Source organism: Stappia albiluteola (assembly GCF_014050225.1).
GTDB classification, from domain to species: domain Bacteria; phylum Pseudomonadota; class Alphaproteobacteria; order Rhizobiales; family Stappiaceae; genus Hongsoonwoonella; species Hongsoonwoonella albiluteola.
This window is the reverse complement of the sequence record NZ_JACFXV010000053.1, coordinates 194,069-210,002: the sequence shown is the minus strand read 5'-3', so window position 1 is coordinate 210,002 and position 15,934 is coordinate 194,069. Positions and strand designations below refer to the sequence as shown.

Genomic DNA, 15,934 nt, shown 5'->3' with positions numbered 1-15,934 from the left:
ATGGCAGAAACGGCGGCGTGGGAGCACGAACCGGGCGGGCATCCGGAGTTCGGTGATGTCATACTCGGCGTCAAGGGCGTCACCGTCGGCTTCGGCGACAAGCTGGTGCTGGAAAACCTCGACCTTGAGGTCTATCGCCGCGAGATCCTGGGCTTCGTCGGCGGATCGGGCACCGGCAAGTCGGTTCTCATGCGCGCCATCCTCGGTCTGACGCCGCGCCGCGCCGGCACGGTGGAGGTTTTCGGTTGCAATCTCGATACGGCAAGCGGCGAGGAACGGCTGGAGGTCGAGCGTCGATGGGGCGTGTTGTTCCAGCAGGGCGCGCTGTTTTCCTCGTTGAACGTGAAGCAGAACATCAAGATGCCCATGCGCGAGCATATGCGTATGTCTGAGCAACTGATGGATGAACTGGCCCTCTTGAAACTGGAAATGGTCGGCTTGCCGCGGGACGCGGCGGACAAGATGCCGTCAGAACTGTCTGGCGGTATGATCAAGCGGGCGAGCCTGGCGCGCGCGCTGGCACTCGACCCCGATCTCGTCTTCCTCGACGAACCGACTTCCGGCCTCGATCCGATCGGTGCAGCCGCCTTCGACCGCCTGATCGAAAGCCTGCGCGATACGCTCGGCCTTACCGTCTACATGGTTACCCACGACCTCGACAGCCTGCATTCCATTTGCGACCGCATCGCGGTATTAGGGGAAAGGCGCGTACTGATTAACGGGTCCCTGGATGAGATAATGCAGTTCGATCATCCTTGGGTTCAGTCCTATTTCAAGGGCGAGCGGGCCTTGCGCCGCGTCGATTAAAGACGAGCAGGGCCATTTGGGAGCGAGGCTGGAATGGAGACCCGTGCCAATTACGTAGCGATCGGCGCCTTCGTCTTCGTGGTGATCTTTGCTGCCTTTACGTTCATTTTCTGGCTCGGCAGCACGGCCGACCGCACCAAGAATGTCAATGTGAAGATCATTTTCCCCGGTGCCGTCACCGGCCTGTCGCAGGGAAGCCAGGTGGTCTTCAACGGCATCAAGATCGGCGATGTCGGCGCGCTGAATTTCGATCCGGAGGATCCGAAGGTCGTTGTCGCGACGGTACGCATCGATCCTACCGCCCCTTTGCGCAAGGACGTCAAGGCGACGCTCGGCTATCAGGGACTTACCGGCGTCGCATATGTGGAACTTTTTGGCGGCACTAACCAGGCCGCTTCCCTGTTTGAGGGGTTGAACGGCGCCGAGCCGGTGATCTACGCCGACCGTTCCGCCTTCGAGGATATCGTTCAGGGCGCACGAAATATTTTGGGCGAGGCCGATCAGACGCTGAAGACCATCGAGGAGGTAATTGCCGGCAATCGCGACGAGATCGACCAGACCATCAAGAATATCAAGGTGTTCTCCGATGCACTGGCCGCCAATTCCGACGGCGTCCAGACCTTCATGTCGAGCATGTCGACGACCGGCGAGGCGCTGACCAAACTGTCGGGCCGGCTCGAAAGTCTTGTCGTCAAGGCGGAGAGAATCGTCGATGCGGTGCCGCCGGAGAAAGTCACCGAGACAATCAATAGCGCCGCTGCCATCGGCAAGAGCCTCGAGGGGGCTGCCGGTCAGGTCGCGGGCCTGATCGACGAGGCGAAAGCGGCGACCGACGATCTGAAGACCTTCACCGAGGGCCTGAACAAGAACCTCAACGACATCGACCAGGTCATCGCTGCCGTCGAGCCGGAGAAGGTGAAACAGGTGGTCGACGGTGCGGCAAGCTTCGCCAAGCTGCTTCAGGATCGCAGCGGCGACCTCAACGAGATCGTCACCAAGTCGACCGACGTGATCAACAACATCCAGACGATCACACAGACGATCGAGAGCCGCGAAGAGGAGATTTCCACCTTCCTGACCGAGGCGGTCGACGCCAGCAAGAAGGTCAACACGTTCCTCGACGGTGCCAACAAGGTCGTGGCGGCGCTTGAGCCCGACCGGATCGGTAACATCATGGCGAATGTCGAGGGCTTCACCTCCACCGTCCTTGGAAAATCCGACACCGTCGGCAAGGCGATCGACGATGTCTCCGCCGGAGCGGCAAGTTTCCGTGCCCTGACGGACGACCTGGACAGAAAGCGGCCGGAACTGGACACGATTATCAAGAATGCGACGGAGATTTCGCAGAACCTGAATGCCGCAAGCGTGCGCGTGACGTCCGTCATCGACAAGGTGGACGGCATGGTGGAAGGCGATGGCGGGGGGCTGGTGGCGCAATTGACCGCTACGGCCGAATCGATTCGCAAGGTCGCCGACAGCCTGGACAAGAATATCGGGCCGATTGCCGATGGTCTGAACCGCTTCACCAGCCGGGGTTCTGCTGATTTTTCAGCGGCAATGGCTCAGTTAAACCGTACGCTGGTGGAAATTCAGCGCGCTGTCGCTAATATCGACCGAAATCCGAGTCGGGTGATCTTCGGCGGATCGGATTTGCCGACCTATGACGGGGCGAAGCGACGGTGATTTCGGGGGCAATGAGGGGCAAGAGCCGAACAGCGGGGAAACGTCTCGCGGTTCGGAGCGCGGGAATTGCGCGTCTTGCCGCATTCGGCCTGCTGTTGTCGCTCGGCGCCTGCGCCAGTTCCGGCCCGGATGCGCTTTACGGTCTCAATGCTCCGCGCGGGTTTGAGACCTCCGGCCGCGCCGGTGGCCGGCAGATCCTCGTGCCCGAGCCGAGCGCGTTGCAGGCCCTTGGCACCAATTCCATCGCCGTCGTCGACGCCGGCCCGGTCTATACCTATTTCCCAAAAGCCGCATGGTCGGACACGCTGCCCAAGGTGGTGCAGGCCAAGCTGATCGAGACACTGGAGAATACCGGCAGGCTGCGCGGTGTCGGCCGGCCGGGCGAGAGCCTGCTGATTGACTATCAGCTGCAGACGGAGCTGCGTGCTTTCGAGCTTCGCATCGACGGACAGGACAGGGCGGTGGTCGAGATCATGGCCCGTCTGGTCAACGACCGGAACGGCCAGACCCGAGCCAGCCGCGTGTTCAGGGCGGAGGTTCCAGCCTCAGGCACCGGCGTCGCCCAGGCGGTGCAGGCGATGGGCGCGGCCTCGGACCGCGTGCTTGCCGAACTGGCTGCCTGGGTTGTCGGCAGCGTTTGATCTACCTGAAAGACGCCAGCATCATCAGCCAGCCATAGGTCACTGCTACCGAAAAGATTGCGACCGGCAACACGGCGGCGGTGAATTGCCAGAAGGTGAAAGGGCGGAAGCCCAGTCGCTCCGACTGCTGGACGACGATGACATTGCTCGCCGCGCTGATGATGAAGAGGTTGCCGGCAAGCGTCGATATTCCGGCAAGCGTCATCAGCCCGAGCGTGTTTTTTTCCGGTAGGAGCTGCAGATAGAGGTCCACCACCGGGACGTTGGAGAAGAGCTGGCTTGCCAGGTAGCTGACAAGCGCGGTGACCTCCGGCTCGGCGAGCCGCTGCTGCATCGATCCAAGCAGCGCCTGCAGGGCACCTGAGCGCAACAATGCACCCGTGACGACGAACATCGCCACGAAGAAGGCAAGCGTCGGCCAGTCCGCGCCCTTGAAGACGGCGAGGCGGCGCTTGCCGAACAGGTAGACCGGCATGCAGGCGACAAGGCTCGCAAAGCCGAAGGGCAGACCATACTCCGCGCCTGCGATACGCGAAGCCGCATCCAACATGATCATCGAGACAAGCAGAAGGACGGCCAGAAGCGCCGGCCAGCGGCGGTCCGACAGGGAGGGTGGCAGGTTGCCGTCGAACCGTTGTCCGCCGTGGAACTCGGGGGCGGCGAGGTGGCGCGCGAACCGGATATGGACGAAGGCGAGCGACAGCAGTGCCGGCGGGCCGAGCCAGAGCGCGAAGGTCGGCACAGGGCTCTCCACACCGCCTCGGACGGCGATCAGGATGTTTTGCGGGTTTCCAACGGGGCTCGCCATGCTGCCCGCCGTGACGGCTGCGCAAAGACCAAGGACTAGCGATGCGGGCGCCATACCCTTTTCCCGGGCCAGCATAAGGGCGATAGGCGTGAAGATCACGGCGGCTGCATCGTTGGTCAGCACCGCCGAACACAGGGCGGCGCTCGCCAGGAAGGCCGCGAATGCCAGGCGCGGCGCGCCGCTTGCCGCGATTCGCCTCCCCAGAAGATGGGAGAGACCGGTATCGTAGAGCGAGGCGGCAATAGAGAAGACGCCGAAAAGATATGCGATGACGTTCCAGTCGATTGCGGTAATGGCATCGCCGGGGGATATCCCGCCGAAGAGGAGCAGGATCGCCGCCCCTGCCACCATTATGTGCCAGATGCGCAGCGAAGGCGGCAGCCATTGCCGGATCGCGATCGCGGTGAAGATCAGCAGGGAAACGGAAAGGCTCAGGTTGGGAAAGGACGTCGGCTCGGGGAGGGCGAGGCGCGAAATGCTGCCTGCGGTCAGGCTCCCATTAATAGGAAAAGGGCGCGTCGGGTGACGCGCCCTTTCTCATCGGTTCTGCCTTCGGCTGCTCAGTCGAGACGGCCGCTTGCATGGGCAAGCATCGTATAGACCTTGCCGGTATCGGAGGTCAGATACGTCTGGCCCAGCATATTGTCGCGGTCGTTGCGCGACACCTGGCTCAGCAGTTGCTCGAAATCGCGGATATAGCGGTCCACGGCGTCGCGGAATTCGGCGTCGCGGCTGTATTTCTGGCGGATTTCGTCGAAGGTCTGCTGACCCTGCAGTGTATAGAGACGGCGGGTGAAGACGTGCCGCTCGCCCCGCTTGTAGCGCTCCCACAGGTCGAGGAAGGTCTCGTGGTCGATCGCCCGGGCGATGTCCATGGACAGGCTGTTGAGCGATTCGACCATATGCAGTGGCGTGCGGCTGGCCGTTTCGGACCGCGGCCGCTCCTCGCCGCCGTCGGCGCGCGAAGCTCGGCGCAGCAGGTCGCTGACCCAGCCCTTGCCCTGCGGTGCCTGAGCGGCTTCCGCCTTCGGCTGCTCGAAGTCGGAGAGCGTCGTGCGACGCAACTCGCCCCGGATCGGCTGATGGGCAGGCTGCGGTGCCGCCGCCGGTGTCGGCGACTGCCGCGTCAGCTGCGGCGTGGCAGGCTGATCCTTCAGCGGGGCAGGCTGCGGCGGCGGTGCGACACGCGCTGCCCCCAGGGAGTTTGCCTGCACCCGGTCGGAACCGCGCGACACGTCGAGCGAGTTCGATTGCTTGGCGACGATCTCGGAAAGCTCGCCAAGGGCCCGGACCTGCTCGCTGATGACCTTGCGGAGCGCGGCGGTTGAAGCCTCCGCTTCTTCGGGCAGGTCGAGCACACCGCGCTTCAGTTCGGCACGGGTCGCCTCCAGTTCGCGGTGCACCTCGCGGGCGACGTCGCGCATGCGGGTCGTCGCTTCGGTGAACTTGTCGGACGCCTCGCCGAGCATGCGGGACATTTCGCTGACGATCTCGTCCTCGGCGGCGCGAACCGCCTCGCGGGCCTTCTGGCCTTCCAGGCCGGCAGACATGCGCATGGACTCGAACTGCTCGGTAACGGCCCTGGTAGCGGCTTCCGCGGCTGCGGCCAGCATGCCGGTCACTTCGCGGCTCTTCACGTCAGCGGATTCCAGCGTCTCGCCAAGCTGCTCGGTGAAGCTGCGCATCAGCGTGTCGACCGCTTCCGTTTTCGCCAGCAGTGTGTCGGCGACGTCCTCGATTGCCGTGCGGCGTTCGGAGATGCGTGAGGAAACGGATGTGTTGGTCTCTTCCAGATGCTTGGCCGCGTCGTTGAGCTGGCGGCTCTGGTCCTCGAAGCGCCGGGCCAGCGACGTGATGTCGGCCAGCACGGTGTTGGAGACCTCGCGCAGTACCTCGACCTGGCTGCCGATTGTATCCGTCGAACGGCCGGTCTCCTGCACCGCGCGGTCCACGGCGGTGCGGAACTCGCCGGCGCTGCGCGACAGGCTCGTCTCGACATTGCCCAGATTCTCGCCGGCCTTCTCAAGCACGTCGCTGAGCATGCCGTTGGCCTGGTTCAGGCGGTCGAGGATCGACGCGATGTCTTCCTCAAGCTGCGTCTTGGTGACGGTGAGGATGTCGGCGGCCGAGCGGCTGCGGTCCTCGAGCGCGGAAATGATGCCGTCGCCGGCTTCGACGATGGCCCGCGTCGTCTCCAGCCCCTTGCGGGCGAAGCTGTCGGCGGTCTCGCGGCCCTTGACGGTGATCGCCTCCAGGATCGCGTTGTGGACTTCCGAAACGCGCGAGGTGAGTTCGCGGGCGCGGTCCTCGATCGCCTGGACCAGCGTGTTGCCGTCCGTGCCGATGAGGGTGCCGAGTTCCGCCGAGCGCTCTCCCAGTGTCCGGTTGAGCTCGTCCGCCTGGGCAAGCAGGTTGTTCGCCACTGCATTGCCGCGCTCCGAAAGGGCGTCGGCGGCTTCGCGGACGGCATCGGCCACCCGCGCCTTCACGCTGTCCGCCTGGCCGGAGATCAGGTTGCGGATCTCCTCGCTCGTCTGCGACAGGACGTGGCGGGCCTGCTCGCTTTCGGCGGCAAGCGTACCGGAGATTTCCGCTACCGTGCGCGACAGGTCGGTACGGGTGCGGTCGGTCTCGTTCGTCAGCGTGCTCGCCATCTCGGCGAGAGTGCCGACATAAAGCGCGCGCGCCTTCTCGCTCTCGGCAGCCAGCGAACGGGCCGCCTCGTTGACGGCGGTCAGCACCAGGTCGCGCACCTGCAGGCTCTCGCCGGAGAGCGTGCTGGTTGCCTGGGTGATCGCCTGCGTGATGCTTTCGGCGGCCTTCGCGCTTTCGCCCTGCAGGACGCCGCGCGCTTCGCCGACCGAGCCGAGCACGATGTGGCGCAGGCGCCCGCCTTCGCTGCCGAGCTTTTCGACCGCCTCGGCAAGCGTCGTTTCGATCGTTGTGCGCAGCTTTTCACCCTCGCCGGACAGCGACCCGGTGATCTTCTCCAGCGTTTCGCCGGCCTGGCCGATCACGTCGCCGACGGTCATGCGGGCCTTTTCGCTTTCGGCAGCAAGCGTGCCGGAAATCGCCGCGAGACGCTCGGAAAGCATGCGCTCCAGATCGCCGGCGCGGCTGTCGAGGGTTTCTGCGACCTCGAACACCTTGGAGCCGAGCGAAACGTTGATTTCGGCCACCCGGTCGGCCAGCGTGTCAGTCAGTTCCTGGCTCTGTCGGGCGAGTACTGAACCGGCGTCCTCAAGCCGCTTGTCGAGGGCTGCGGCCATCTCGTTCTGGCCCTCGACGAAAGCAGACGCGATTTCGCGGGTCCGCGTGATCAGCGTCTCGCTGATCTGGCGGCCGCGTGCATCGAGCGCCTTGTCGATCTTCTCCGCGCCGGTCGACATGGTTTCGGCCAGGTGCGTGGTCTTTTCCGTCAGTGCGATGGCGGCGTTCTCCACCTTGTCGCCGACGGATTTCTCGAATTCCACCAGATGCGCCTGGATCGACGCGCCGATCTCGCCCGAACGCTCCGTCAGGCTGCGGCCGATCTCCTCGGCGCGGTTGCCGAGCGACACGCCAACTTCGTCCACCTTGGCGGAGAGATGCGCGGTGATCGCGTTGGTGCGGTTTTCCAGGATGTCGGTGAGGGTGAGCGTCTTGCTTTCCAGTGCGTCGGAAAGGGCGCTTGCCCTGGTTTCGATCGTCTCCGAAAGGGTGTTGGTGCGCGTCTCCAGCGCCTGCGACAGCGCGCCGGTGCGGCTTTCGATTGCGTCGGACAGGGCGCCGGCGCGGGTCTCGATCGCCTCGGTAAGCGCGTTGGTGCGCGTCTCGATCGTCTCCGAAAGGAAGGACGTGCGCGACTGCAAGGCCGCCTCGAATGTGGCCGTGCGCTGCGACAGCGTCAGGTCCAGCGTCTCGATGCGGTTGTCGAGCGTTTCGCCAAGCGAGCCCGCCCGTTCGGCGAGTGTGGCGTCCAGCGCCTCCAGCCGGCCGAACAGCGTGTCGTTGAGCGAGAACGTGCGCTTCTCCAGCGTTTCGTCGAGCCCGGAGATACGGCTTTCGAAAGTCGTATCCAGCGTGCTGATCCGGCTGTCGAGCGTGTTGTCGAGGCTGGAAATGCGGCTGTCGAGCGAGGCGTCGAGATGGCCGATGCGCTGGTCAAGCGTCGAGCCGAGCGCTTCCAGATGGCCCGAAAGGGCGCCGTCGAGGTTGGCCGCGCGGGTCTCAAGCGCCGCTTCGAGCGCCGCCGTGCGGTTGGAAATCGCTCCGTCGATCGCCTCGGCGCGCGAACCAAGCTGCGTATCGAGCATGGTGATCCGCCGGTCGAGCGTCTCGCCCAGACGGGCGGTGCGGTCGTCGAAGGAGACGATCAACTGGTCGCCGCGTTCGCCGACGATCGCTTCAAGCTGCTCGATGCGGACGCTGAGGCCCGCCTGCAGGGTATCGCCGCGCGACTCCAGCGTTTCCACGAACTTGTTGCCGGCATTGACGATTTCCTGGGAGACCTTCGCCCCGCGCGAGCCGATGAGCTCGGCAAGGTCGGTGCCGGTCTGCGCCAGCTTGTGGCCGAGCGAGGCCGACTGCTGGGCAAGCGTTCCGGTGATCTCGCCGGATGCCGCTTCCATGGTCTGGCGGAAGGTCGAGGTCTGGTCCTCGATGAGGGCCGCGATCTCCTTGCCGCGGGCGTTGAGCCGCTCGTCGAGCGCCTCGCCGTTGACGGCGATCGCCTCGTGGATCTTGTTGCCGACATGGTCCAGACGGTCGGCCAGTTCGCCGCCGCGCACCGAAATCGTCTCGGTGAGGCTTGCCGCGGTCTCGTCCAGCTTCGAGGCGATCTCGCCGCCGCGCAGCGACAGGTCGACCACGATGGATTCGCCGGTGCCGCGCAGGATTTCCGCCACCTCGTTGGTCCGGCTCGACAGGGTGTCGATGATTTCCGTGCCCTTGATGGAGATGGTGTCGGTGACTTCCTGGCCGCGACGGGAAATGCTTTCCACCACCTGCTCCCCGGTGGAGGAGAGCGAGCGGTCGAGCGTCGTCACCCGGTCGTCGACCGTGGCGATCAGTTCGTCGGTGCGCGTGGAAATCGTATCGATCAGGCGGCCGCTGGTCAGAGACAGGTTCGCCGTGATCTCTTCGCTGCGCTGGGTAATGGCGCTCTCGACCGAATTCCCCGTTTCGGCGAGCGAGGAGGTGATCTCGCGGCCGCGCGCCGTCAGTGTCTCGATGACGAGATTGCTGGTGGAGGCGAGCGTGGAGGTGATGTCGTCGCCGCGTTCCGACAGGGCGTCGATGAAGGTCGTCGCCGTCGAGCTGAAGCGCTCGTTGATGTCGTTGCCACGGGTGGCAAGGGTTTCGGTCAGGGCCGAACCCGTGCGGTTCATGGTCTCCACCAGCTCGCTGCCGGTCGAGGTCAGCCGTTCCACGTAGTCGGCGCTGCGGTCGGTCAGGCTGTCGATCAGCTCGACACCGGCAGAGTTGAAGGTCGAGGCGATATGCTCCACACGGTCGTCGACGCTGGAGGTCAGTTCGCTGACGCGCTCGGAGATCGCGTCAGTCAGTCGCTCGGTCGCGCTGTCGACGGAATTGGAGAACTTGTCGGTGGAGGCCGTAAGCTGGGACACCAGCGCCTCATGCGCGCCGGCAAGGGCATCGCGCACGCGGTCGGCATTGGTGATCACGGCTTCGCGCTGGGAAACGAGTTCCTCGATCAGCGAACGGATCTTCAGCTCGTTGTCGTTGTAGGATCGCTCAAGCGACGAGACTTCATTGTGCACCAGCACTTCGAGTTCGCTCGCACGCGCGATCGCACGCTCGATACCGTCGCCCATGGCGGCGACTTCGCGGCGGATCGCCTGGCCGACGGAGAGGATCGACTCCTTCGCGACGTCTTCCGGCTCGGCAAGCCGCAGCGCCACCTCGGTCATGCCGCGCGCGACGATGCGCATTTCCTGGGCGCGCCAGATCATCATGGCCATTACCCAGAAGAAGATGACCGGAACGACGACGGCGATGAGTGCCAGGACCAGGCCCGGCGAATTGGTCAGGTCGGCGAGGCTGCCGATGCCCTCGGCCTCGGCGCCGAAAGCGGAGAAAGCGAGCATCGAGCCGATGCCGCCCCAGGCGACCGAAAGGACGAGAGCACCCCAGAAGGGAGCCGAGGATGGCTTGCGCTGCAGGGCGTAGATGAGATTGCCGATCGAGCGTCGGTCGTCATTGGCCGCCGAGGTCGGGCGTCCGCCGCCACGGCCCCGCCGCTTGCGGCCGCTCTGTCCGGTTTCTCCCTCGTCGCCGGTTGCCTCCGGCGGCGGTGCGGCCTCGCGCTGCGCGCCGGCGGCATCGCCTGGAGCGCGCGCTTGCGGAGCCGATTGATCCGCGGATTTCTGCGCTTCGCCCGCCGTCTCCTCGGGACCGCCGAAATCGATTTTCAGCGCTTCCTCGACAGCAGACAGAGCCGCTTCCGCCGGATCTTTCACCTTCGGGGGATTTGCCATAGTGACCTTGCCTCGCGTCCGTACTCTCAACTCACCGGTCGCGCAGCCTAGACCGAGTCGTGCTGCGTGCCACGGTGCGCCAAGGATTAAACTCCCACCGACTGGGGCCATCGCGCATTTACTATACGCATTTGGCCACAGTCCGGGGCTGGGAGGAAGTGCCGCACTCGCTCGATCCTTGGAACATGGATCGGGAAAGTCTTCGCCCCACCTTGCCGCATCCCTTTAGCTAATGACACAATCAATTCCGGCGAACAAGGATTTGCGGCTTTAAGCGGGAGCCACAAATGGTCGGAAAAAAGGCGAAAATCGGGTTGGCTGAACCGATTCCGCAAGGCAAAAAAGTGTCGGGCCGACGCGCTCCCTCGCGTCGAAAGCCGACCCGGGCGCAGATCGAATGGCTAAGGCGTGGCCTCGGCCAGGCGGGCGGCAAGCTGCCTTTGTTCGATGCCGCAGGGCGGGAGATTTCCGCGCAGACCATCCGCGCCTGCATCGCCGCAGGCTGGGCAGAACCTTGGTTTTCCAACCCCATTAAGCCGGACTGGCTCGTTTGTCGGTTAACGGAAGCGGGCCTGAAAGTTCTCGGCCAGACCTCGCCCCGCGATGGGTGAAACGGTTGGTTATCTCGAAATTCAAAGAAAATCCTGCCCCTTTCGCAGATGCGAGCGGATGAGATGGGGAAGGTTCGTTGTCGCAATTTGAATCATTCTGTTAACCAAAAAATCACTTTGTTGGATCGGACGTAACGTTATCCAACTTAATCCACTGCCGCCTTAACCGCGTCTTTCGCACTTTCCGTCGATCCTTTCTTCAGCTGCGCAGACAGGCCTGTGGCCTCGAAGGCGCGTCAGTTGCGAACGAAAGGGCAAAGCGATGGTTCAGGCTGTACTGCAGAACCACGATGGCGGGGAAAAGGACAGCGGCCGGGCGCCTGTCGATCTGGTGCATCTTGCGCGCCATACACTCGGCAACCGGGCGCTCGAGCAGGAGGTGCTGCGGCTCTTCCTGCGCCAGAGCGAACTGGTGCTGAAGCGCATGGAAGCGGCCGAGCAGACGAAAGTGCTCGGCGAGCAGGCGCATACGATCAAGGGCTCCGCCCGCGGTATCGGCGCCTGGAAGGTCGCCATGGCGGCCGAAAGCCTCGAGATGGAGGCGGCCGCGGGCCGCCGGGGCTCCCTGATGGCGCTGAAGGCGGCGGTCGGCGAGGCCAACGGCTTTATCTCGGGTCTGCTTGAAAACTGATTGGCGCGTAAACGCAGCGTTACTTTCTGTCCGGTAAGCGGAAGGCCGGCGTTCCGCGCTTGACCTTTGATCGCGATTGGCTATGTCGGGGGGCAGATTTCTCCACTGCCAATTCGCGAGACTGCGTGTAAATGCCGAAAATCACCTATGTCGCGCCCGACGGGACGCGGAACGAAGTCGAAGCGCCGATCGGTTCCACCGTGATGGAAAACGCGGTCAAGAACATGGTGCAGGGTATCGAGGCCGAATGCGGCGGCGCCTGCGCCTGCGCCACCTGCCATGTCTATGTCGACGATGAATGGGCTGCGAAGACCGGTTCGCCCCAGCCTATGGAAGAAGACATGCTGGATTTCGCCTATGACGTCCGCCCGACGTCGCGGCTCTCCTGCCAGATCAAGGTGACGGAAGAGCTCGACGGCCTCGTCGTCATGATCCCCGAGCGTCAGGCCTGATCCCGGCCGTTTCCGATTGTGGGTTCGAAGAAGCCGGTGCACCAGCGCCGGCTTTTTTGTCGGGCAGCGGCATTCTCGATATTCGACGGTCGTTTCCGCGCCGTCGGTTTGGCGACCTCGAGGCGGTAGCTCGGGCCGCCGCTTGAAATATGATAAAGCGCCTTCGAGGCGCTAAAACGTCCGGCCGGTCTTGAAACCGCCGCCGCCCATGCGGCTGCCGGTCTTGAAGCCCCCGCGTGACGAGCCTCCACCCCAGCCGCCCGGAAAGCCGCCCGACCGTCCGCGCGAACCGCCCATGGAGCCGGGCAGGCCGAAGCCGTCGGGAAAGCCGATGCCGCGTCCGCGCGGGCTACGGGAGCGATGCGAGCGTTCGGCCCGGGCCCAGTAGTCGGCGGCTGTGATGACGCCTTTCACCAGCTCGCCGAGAAGGACCGTCGTGAGGCTGTCGTCTGTGAAGGTCGAATTCCAGTCGTCATAGCCGGAGCGCCGAAATTCGCGCGCCACCTCCGCCAGTTCGTCGCGGCGGCGGGCAATGTCGCGCAACAGGCTGCGGTCGTGCTCGATATCGCCCCTCGCTTGCTCCAGCTCCTGCTCGATCTCCCGGATACGATCGACGATCTTCTCGTCTTCGCGCGAGGGCGTTGCCAGCGCATCGCTCCAAAGGCTTTGCAGGTCCTCGGCACTGAGCGTACGGGCAAGCGAGGCCTGGGCTTCCCGGAAATCCTCGTCCTCGCCCTGGAGAAGCGTTTGCTCATCCGCCGAAAGCCCTGACAGCGCCCTTTCCGTCGCCTCCAGTTTCGCCGTGATCTCCATAATGGCGGCGTCGAGGTTGGCTATCCGGCCCGCCAGGTCCTCGCCGGCGATTTCACTGGCGGCCTTGCGCGACAGTTCGGCAAGGGCCTGCATTTCGGCTTCCGCCTGCCTTTCCAGATCGGTTGCATGGGCATCGAGGCGGACCGGGATCTCCGTCAGCATGGCGTAGTTGGGCCGCGCGTCGTGAAAGCGGATCAGGCCGGCCACCCAGCGGTCGAGCATGCGGATGAGGCCACCGGAGCGATAGGCTGGCGTGCCGAAGCCGCGGTTCCAGAGATAGAGGAAGAGGGGATCGGACTCGTAGGCCATGCCCTTCTGGTCGCGATCTTCCTCCGACTGGTTGGCCTTGGCACGCGCCGCCTCGGCACGCGAACGGACAATATCGGCCGCCTTCTTCCGGGCGATGTAATCGGAATCGGCGGCAAGCCGGTCGTCGACGCGCTCCATTACGTCGTCCAGCCTGTCGGCGGCGGTTTCACGCTCGGCCACCATGCGGGTGCGTTCGGACATAAGCTGCTGGGCTGCAGCCTCATGTTCGGCGCGGTCCTGCGCCAGCCCGTCGAGCCGGGCGGCGCGCGCATCGAGGTAGCGCTTGGCCTCGCGGTCCGCTTCGTCGAGCCGGCCGGCAAGGGCAGCCCCCTGTTCCTCCGTCAGCCGGAAACGGGCGAGCTCGCGATAAGCCTCGAGCGATGCCTCGCCGAGTTCGGCGAGGCGAGCGGTGGAGCGCTCCAGCCGGGCGTTGATGGCGGCTTCCTCGCGCTTCAGCTCGCCAAGCGCCTTTTCGATCGATCCGAGTGTCTCGCGCCCGCTCAGCATGCCGGCCCCTCAGTCCGTTCGAGATCGGCTACCATTTGGTGATCGCTCCGTCCTGGACCGGCATGGCCCAGTCGGGCGTCAGCCTGCCGCGCTCCTTGCGGCCGAGCACCTTGTCCTGCACGATGCCGTCGTCCTGCTTGTCCTGGCGCACCCGCTCGAAGGTCTGCGGCGCGACGCGTTGTCCCCAGATCGAAACCATGCTCGCCCTGCCATCCTCCTCCGAGGTGATCTGGCGCGGCAGAACGCTGCCGTCCGGAGCAACTGCCTCGACGACGAGGTAGAAATTTTCCGTGTCGGGATTGGCATCGGGAATGCGGGTAAGGCCCGTCGGCGTGTCGGGCCGCGATACGATGCGGACCTCGAAGACCGCGGCAAGCTCGGCTTCCAGCGCCTTCAGGTCGGCCAGCGCCTTGCGGGCTGTTGCGGCATCGCCTGCTGCCGCCGCGCGCGCACCGTCCTCGGCGATGATCAGGGCGTCGAGCCTCACCTTTTCGTCAACCGCGAGCGCATCGATGCGTTCGCGCGCCGCCTGAAGGTCGGCGGGCAGGGTCTCGCTCAACTCGATGCGAAGCTCCTCGGCCCGCCGTTCGGCCGGCGCGACGACGAGGACCTGCCAGGCGATAAACGCGGCAACCAGTCCGGCAAAGGTGACCGCGGCCCACTTGCCCCAGACGTGCCGACGCACATAGACGAGGGCGAGGCTGCGGGAAAAGCCCGCCGCCGGCGGCGTGTAGAGGAAGCGGTTTTCCTTCAGTCCCTCCACGCCCTCGCGCAGGATGCGGTCGGGCACCTCGATGCCCTGGCTGACGTAGATCTCGCGCAGCCGTTCGATCAGCGCCTTGTCCCGTTCCTCGCCGGCCAGTTCCTTGATGGCGATGGCCTCGTCGTGGCGCAGCGTGTCCACCACGTCCATGGCCATCATCAGGTCGTCCAGTGGCGGGCGGGGCGGTTCGGCACTCATGATCGGGCGTTACGACCTCCTCTGGCTTCGTGCAATTCCGCCCTACGACGCTCCAAGTGCATTGCCTTCGGCCGCGAGCTTGGCCAGCCTGCGCTTGCCGTCTTCCACCGCGTGGCGGATCTCGTCGGAATTGCGGGTCGCCTGCTCGCGCATCTCCGCGATGATCTCACGTGAGTGGACCTGAAAATTGATAACCGAATCGACAAGCTTCTTGACCGCCGCTGCCTGGACCGTCGGCCCGTATCCGGCCCGAAGCGCGGCCTCCTGAACCTTGTCGCCGATCTCCGACAGGGTCTCCAGGCTCTTCGACACGCCTTCCTTCATGGCGTTCAGCGTCTCGGTGGATTCGTGCAGGCCCTGCAGCCCCGTAAAGGAGGCGTTAAGCGCCGTCAGCACGGATTCGTTGGTGGAGAAGAAGCTGACCGCCTGCGCATAGACCCGCTCCTTGGCATTGGTCGACTGCATCAGCCGCGCCATGATCACTTCGGACGTGTTGTAGCCGATGGTCAGGTTGTCGGCGAGGTCCTTGGCAATCTGATAGCGTTTCTCCTCGTCCTGCATCTGGCGCATGCGCTCGTCGCGGGCAAGCTCCAGCCGTGCCTTTTCCGCCGCATCGCCGCCGGACGCGGCCGCGACAGCCTTGCTGGCCGCTTCAAGCTTCATCTTGGAGGTATCGAGGCGCCCGGTCGCCGTATTCAGCACTTCCAGCGCCAGCACCTCCGCCTGCTTCAGCGCGCCGCGGAAATCGCGATAGGCCTCGAGGATGCGCTGCTCGCGCTCGATCTGGTCCCTGGTGTCGTGCGCCACGCCCGTATAGGTGTCGCGGATCTTGTCGAACCGGTCGGAGATCGTGCCGCGTGTCATGTCGCGCCACGTGTTGGAGAGGTTTTCCAGGAAGGAGAGCTTGCCGTCGGCCAGTTGGTCGACCAGCGACTTGGCGTCGTCGCGAATGGAATTGAAGGCCTCGGTGATCGCCTCGTAGCGCTCGCCGATCTGCATCGCCTGGATCTCGTTGCGCACCACCTCGTTGAAGGTGGACGCCTGACCAAGAGTGCGGGTGATCACGGCGATCTTGTCGGGAGATAGTTCGGAGATCTGCTGCAGCAGTGCGGTGATCGGCGCCTCCGCCGTTCCCTTCTCGGGCAAGAGCCCCATTTCCCGCAGCCGGCCCATGGCCTTGTCGAGATACTGCATGGGCGAAAGGTTCGTCTCATCCATCACCGGTCTCCCCT

General features: G+C 64.6%; 11 protein-coding genes. 6 read left to right on the top strand and 5 right to left on the bottom strand.

The window, feature by feature from the left end:
* Genes H2509_RS11375 through H2509_RS11365 form a run of 3 tightly spaced genes read left to right on the top strand, consistent with a single transcriptional unit; the run spans position 1 to position 3,131 of the window.
* Entirely contained in the window at positions 1-807 is an 807-nt protein-coding gene (locus tag H2509_RS11375; protein WP_182165329.1) for an ABC transporter ATP-binding protein, read from the top strand.
* A gap of 33 nt (positions 808-840) precedes the next feature.
* The gene (locus H2509_RS11370) at positions 841-2,490 is read left to right on the top strand and encodes an MlaD family protein (protein ID WP_182165326.1); all 1,650 of its coding nucleotides are present in this window, start codon (positions 841-843) and stop codon (positions 2,488-2,490) included.
* Positions 2,491-2,501: 11 nt separating this feature from the next.
* Complete coding sequence (locus H2509_RS11365; RefSeq protein WP_182165324.1) at positions 2,502-3,131, top strand: ABC-type transport auxiliary lipoprotein family protein; 630 nt, start codon at positions 2,502-2,504, stop codon at positions 3,129-3,131.
* A 1-nt stretch (position 3,132) separates the two neighbouring features.
* On the opposite strand, the gene H2509_RS11360 is transcribed toward H2509_RS11365, so the two are convergent.
* Together H2509_RS11360 and H2509_RS11355 are read right to left on the bottom strand one after the other, a co-directional pair.
* Positions 3,133-4,320: an ArsB/NhaD family transporter gene (locus H2509_RS11360; RefSeq protein WP_328805073.1), complete on the bottom strand. Its 1,188-nt coding sequence runs from the start codon at positions 4,318-4,320 to the stop codon at positions 3,133-3,135.
* 179 nt (positions 4,321-4,499) lie between these two features.
* On the bottom strand, positions 4,500-10,418 hold the full coding sequence (locus tag H2509_RS11355) for an apolipoprotein A-IV repeat region-like domain-containing protein (protein WP_182165319.1): 5,919 nt from the start codon (positions 10,416-10,418) through the stop codon (positions 4,500-4,502).
* A 287-nt stretch (positions 10,419-10,705) separates the two neighbouring features.
* On the opposite strand from H2509_RS11355, the gene H2509_RS11350 reads away from it, so the two are divergent.
* From H2509_RS11350 to H2509_RS11340, 3 genes are all read left to right on the top strand, one after another.
* Entirely contained in the window at positions 10,706-11,029 is a 324-nt protein-coding gene (locus H2509_RS11350) for a hypothetical protein (RefSeq protein ID WP_209001917.1), read from the top strand.
* A 262-nt stretch (positions 11,030-11,291) separates the two neighbouring features.
* Positions 11,292-11,660 (top strand): Hpt domain-containing protein, encoded by a 369-nt coding sequence (locus H2509_RS11345; protein WP_182165316.1) that lies wholly within the window; start codon positions 11,292-11,294, stop codon positions 11,658-11,660.
* 131 nt (positions 11,661-11,791) lie between these two features.
* Positions 11,792-12,112 carry a 2Fe-2S iron-sulfur cluster-binding protein gene (locus H2509_RS11340; protein WP_182165313.1) on the top strand — a complete coding sequence of 107 codons (321 nt, stop codon included), beginning with the start codon at positions 11,792-11,794 and terminating at the stop codon, positions 12,110-12,112.
* 171 nt (positions 12,113-12,283) lie between these two features.
* Here the strand turns inward: H2509_RS11340 and H2509_RS11335 are convergent, their stop codons facing one another.
* The 3 genes from H2509_RS11335 to H2509_RS11325 are packed head-to-tail and all read right to left on the bottom strand — an operon-like array spanning position 12,284 to position 15,920.
* Complete coding sequence (locus H2509_RS11335; protein ID WP_182165311.1) at positions 12,284-13,741, bottom strand: coiled-coil domain-containing protein; 1,458 nt, start codon at positions 13,739-13,741, stop codon at positions 12,284-12,286.
* 28 nt (positions 13,742-13,769) lie between these two features.
* Positions 13,770-14,702, bottom strand: coding sequence for a DUF6384 family protein (locus H2509_RS11330; RefSeq protein WP_182165308.1), 933 nt, complete (start codon positions 14,700-14,702; stop codon positions 13,770-13,772).
* A 42-nt stretch (positions 14,703-14,744) separates the two neighbouring features.
* The gene (locus H2509_RS11325; RefSeq protein WP_182165306.1) at positions 14,745-15,920 is read right to left on the bottom strand and encodes a cell surface protein; all 1,176 of its coding nucleotides are present in this window, start codon (positions 15,918-15,920) and stop codon (positions 14,745-14,747) included.
* Positions 15,921-15,934: the final 14 nt, after the last annotated feature.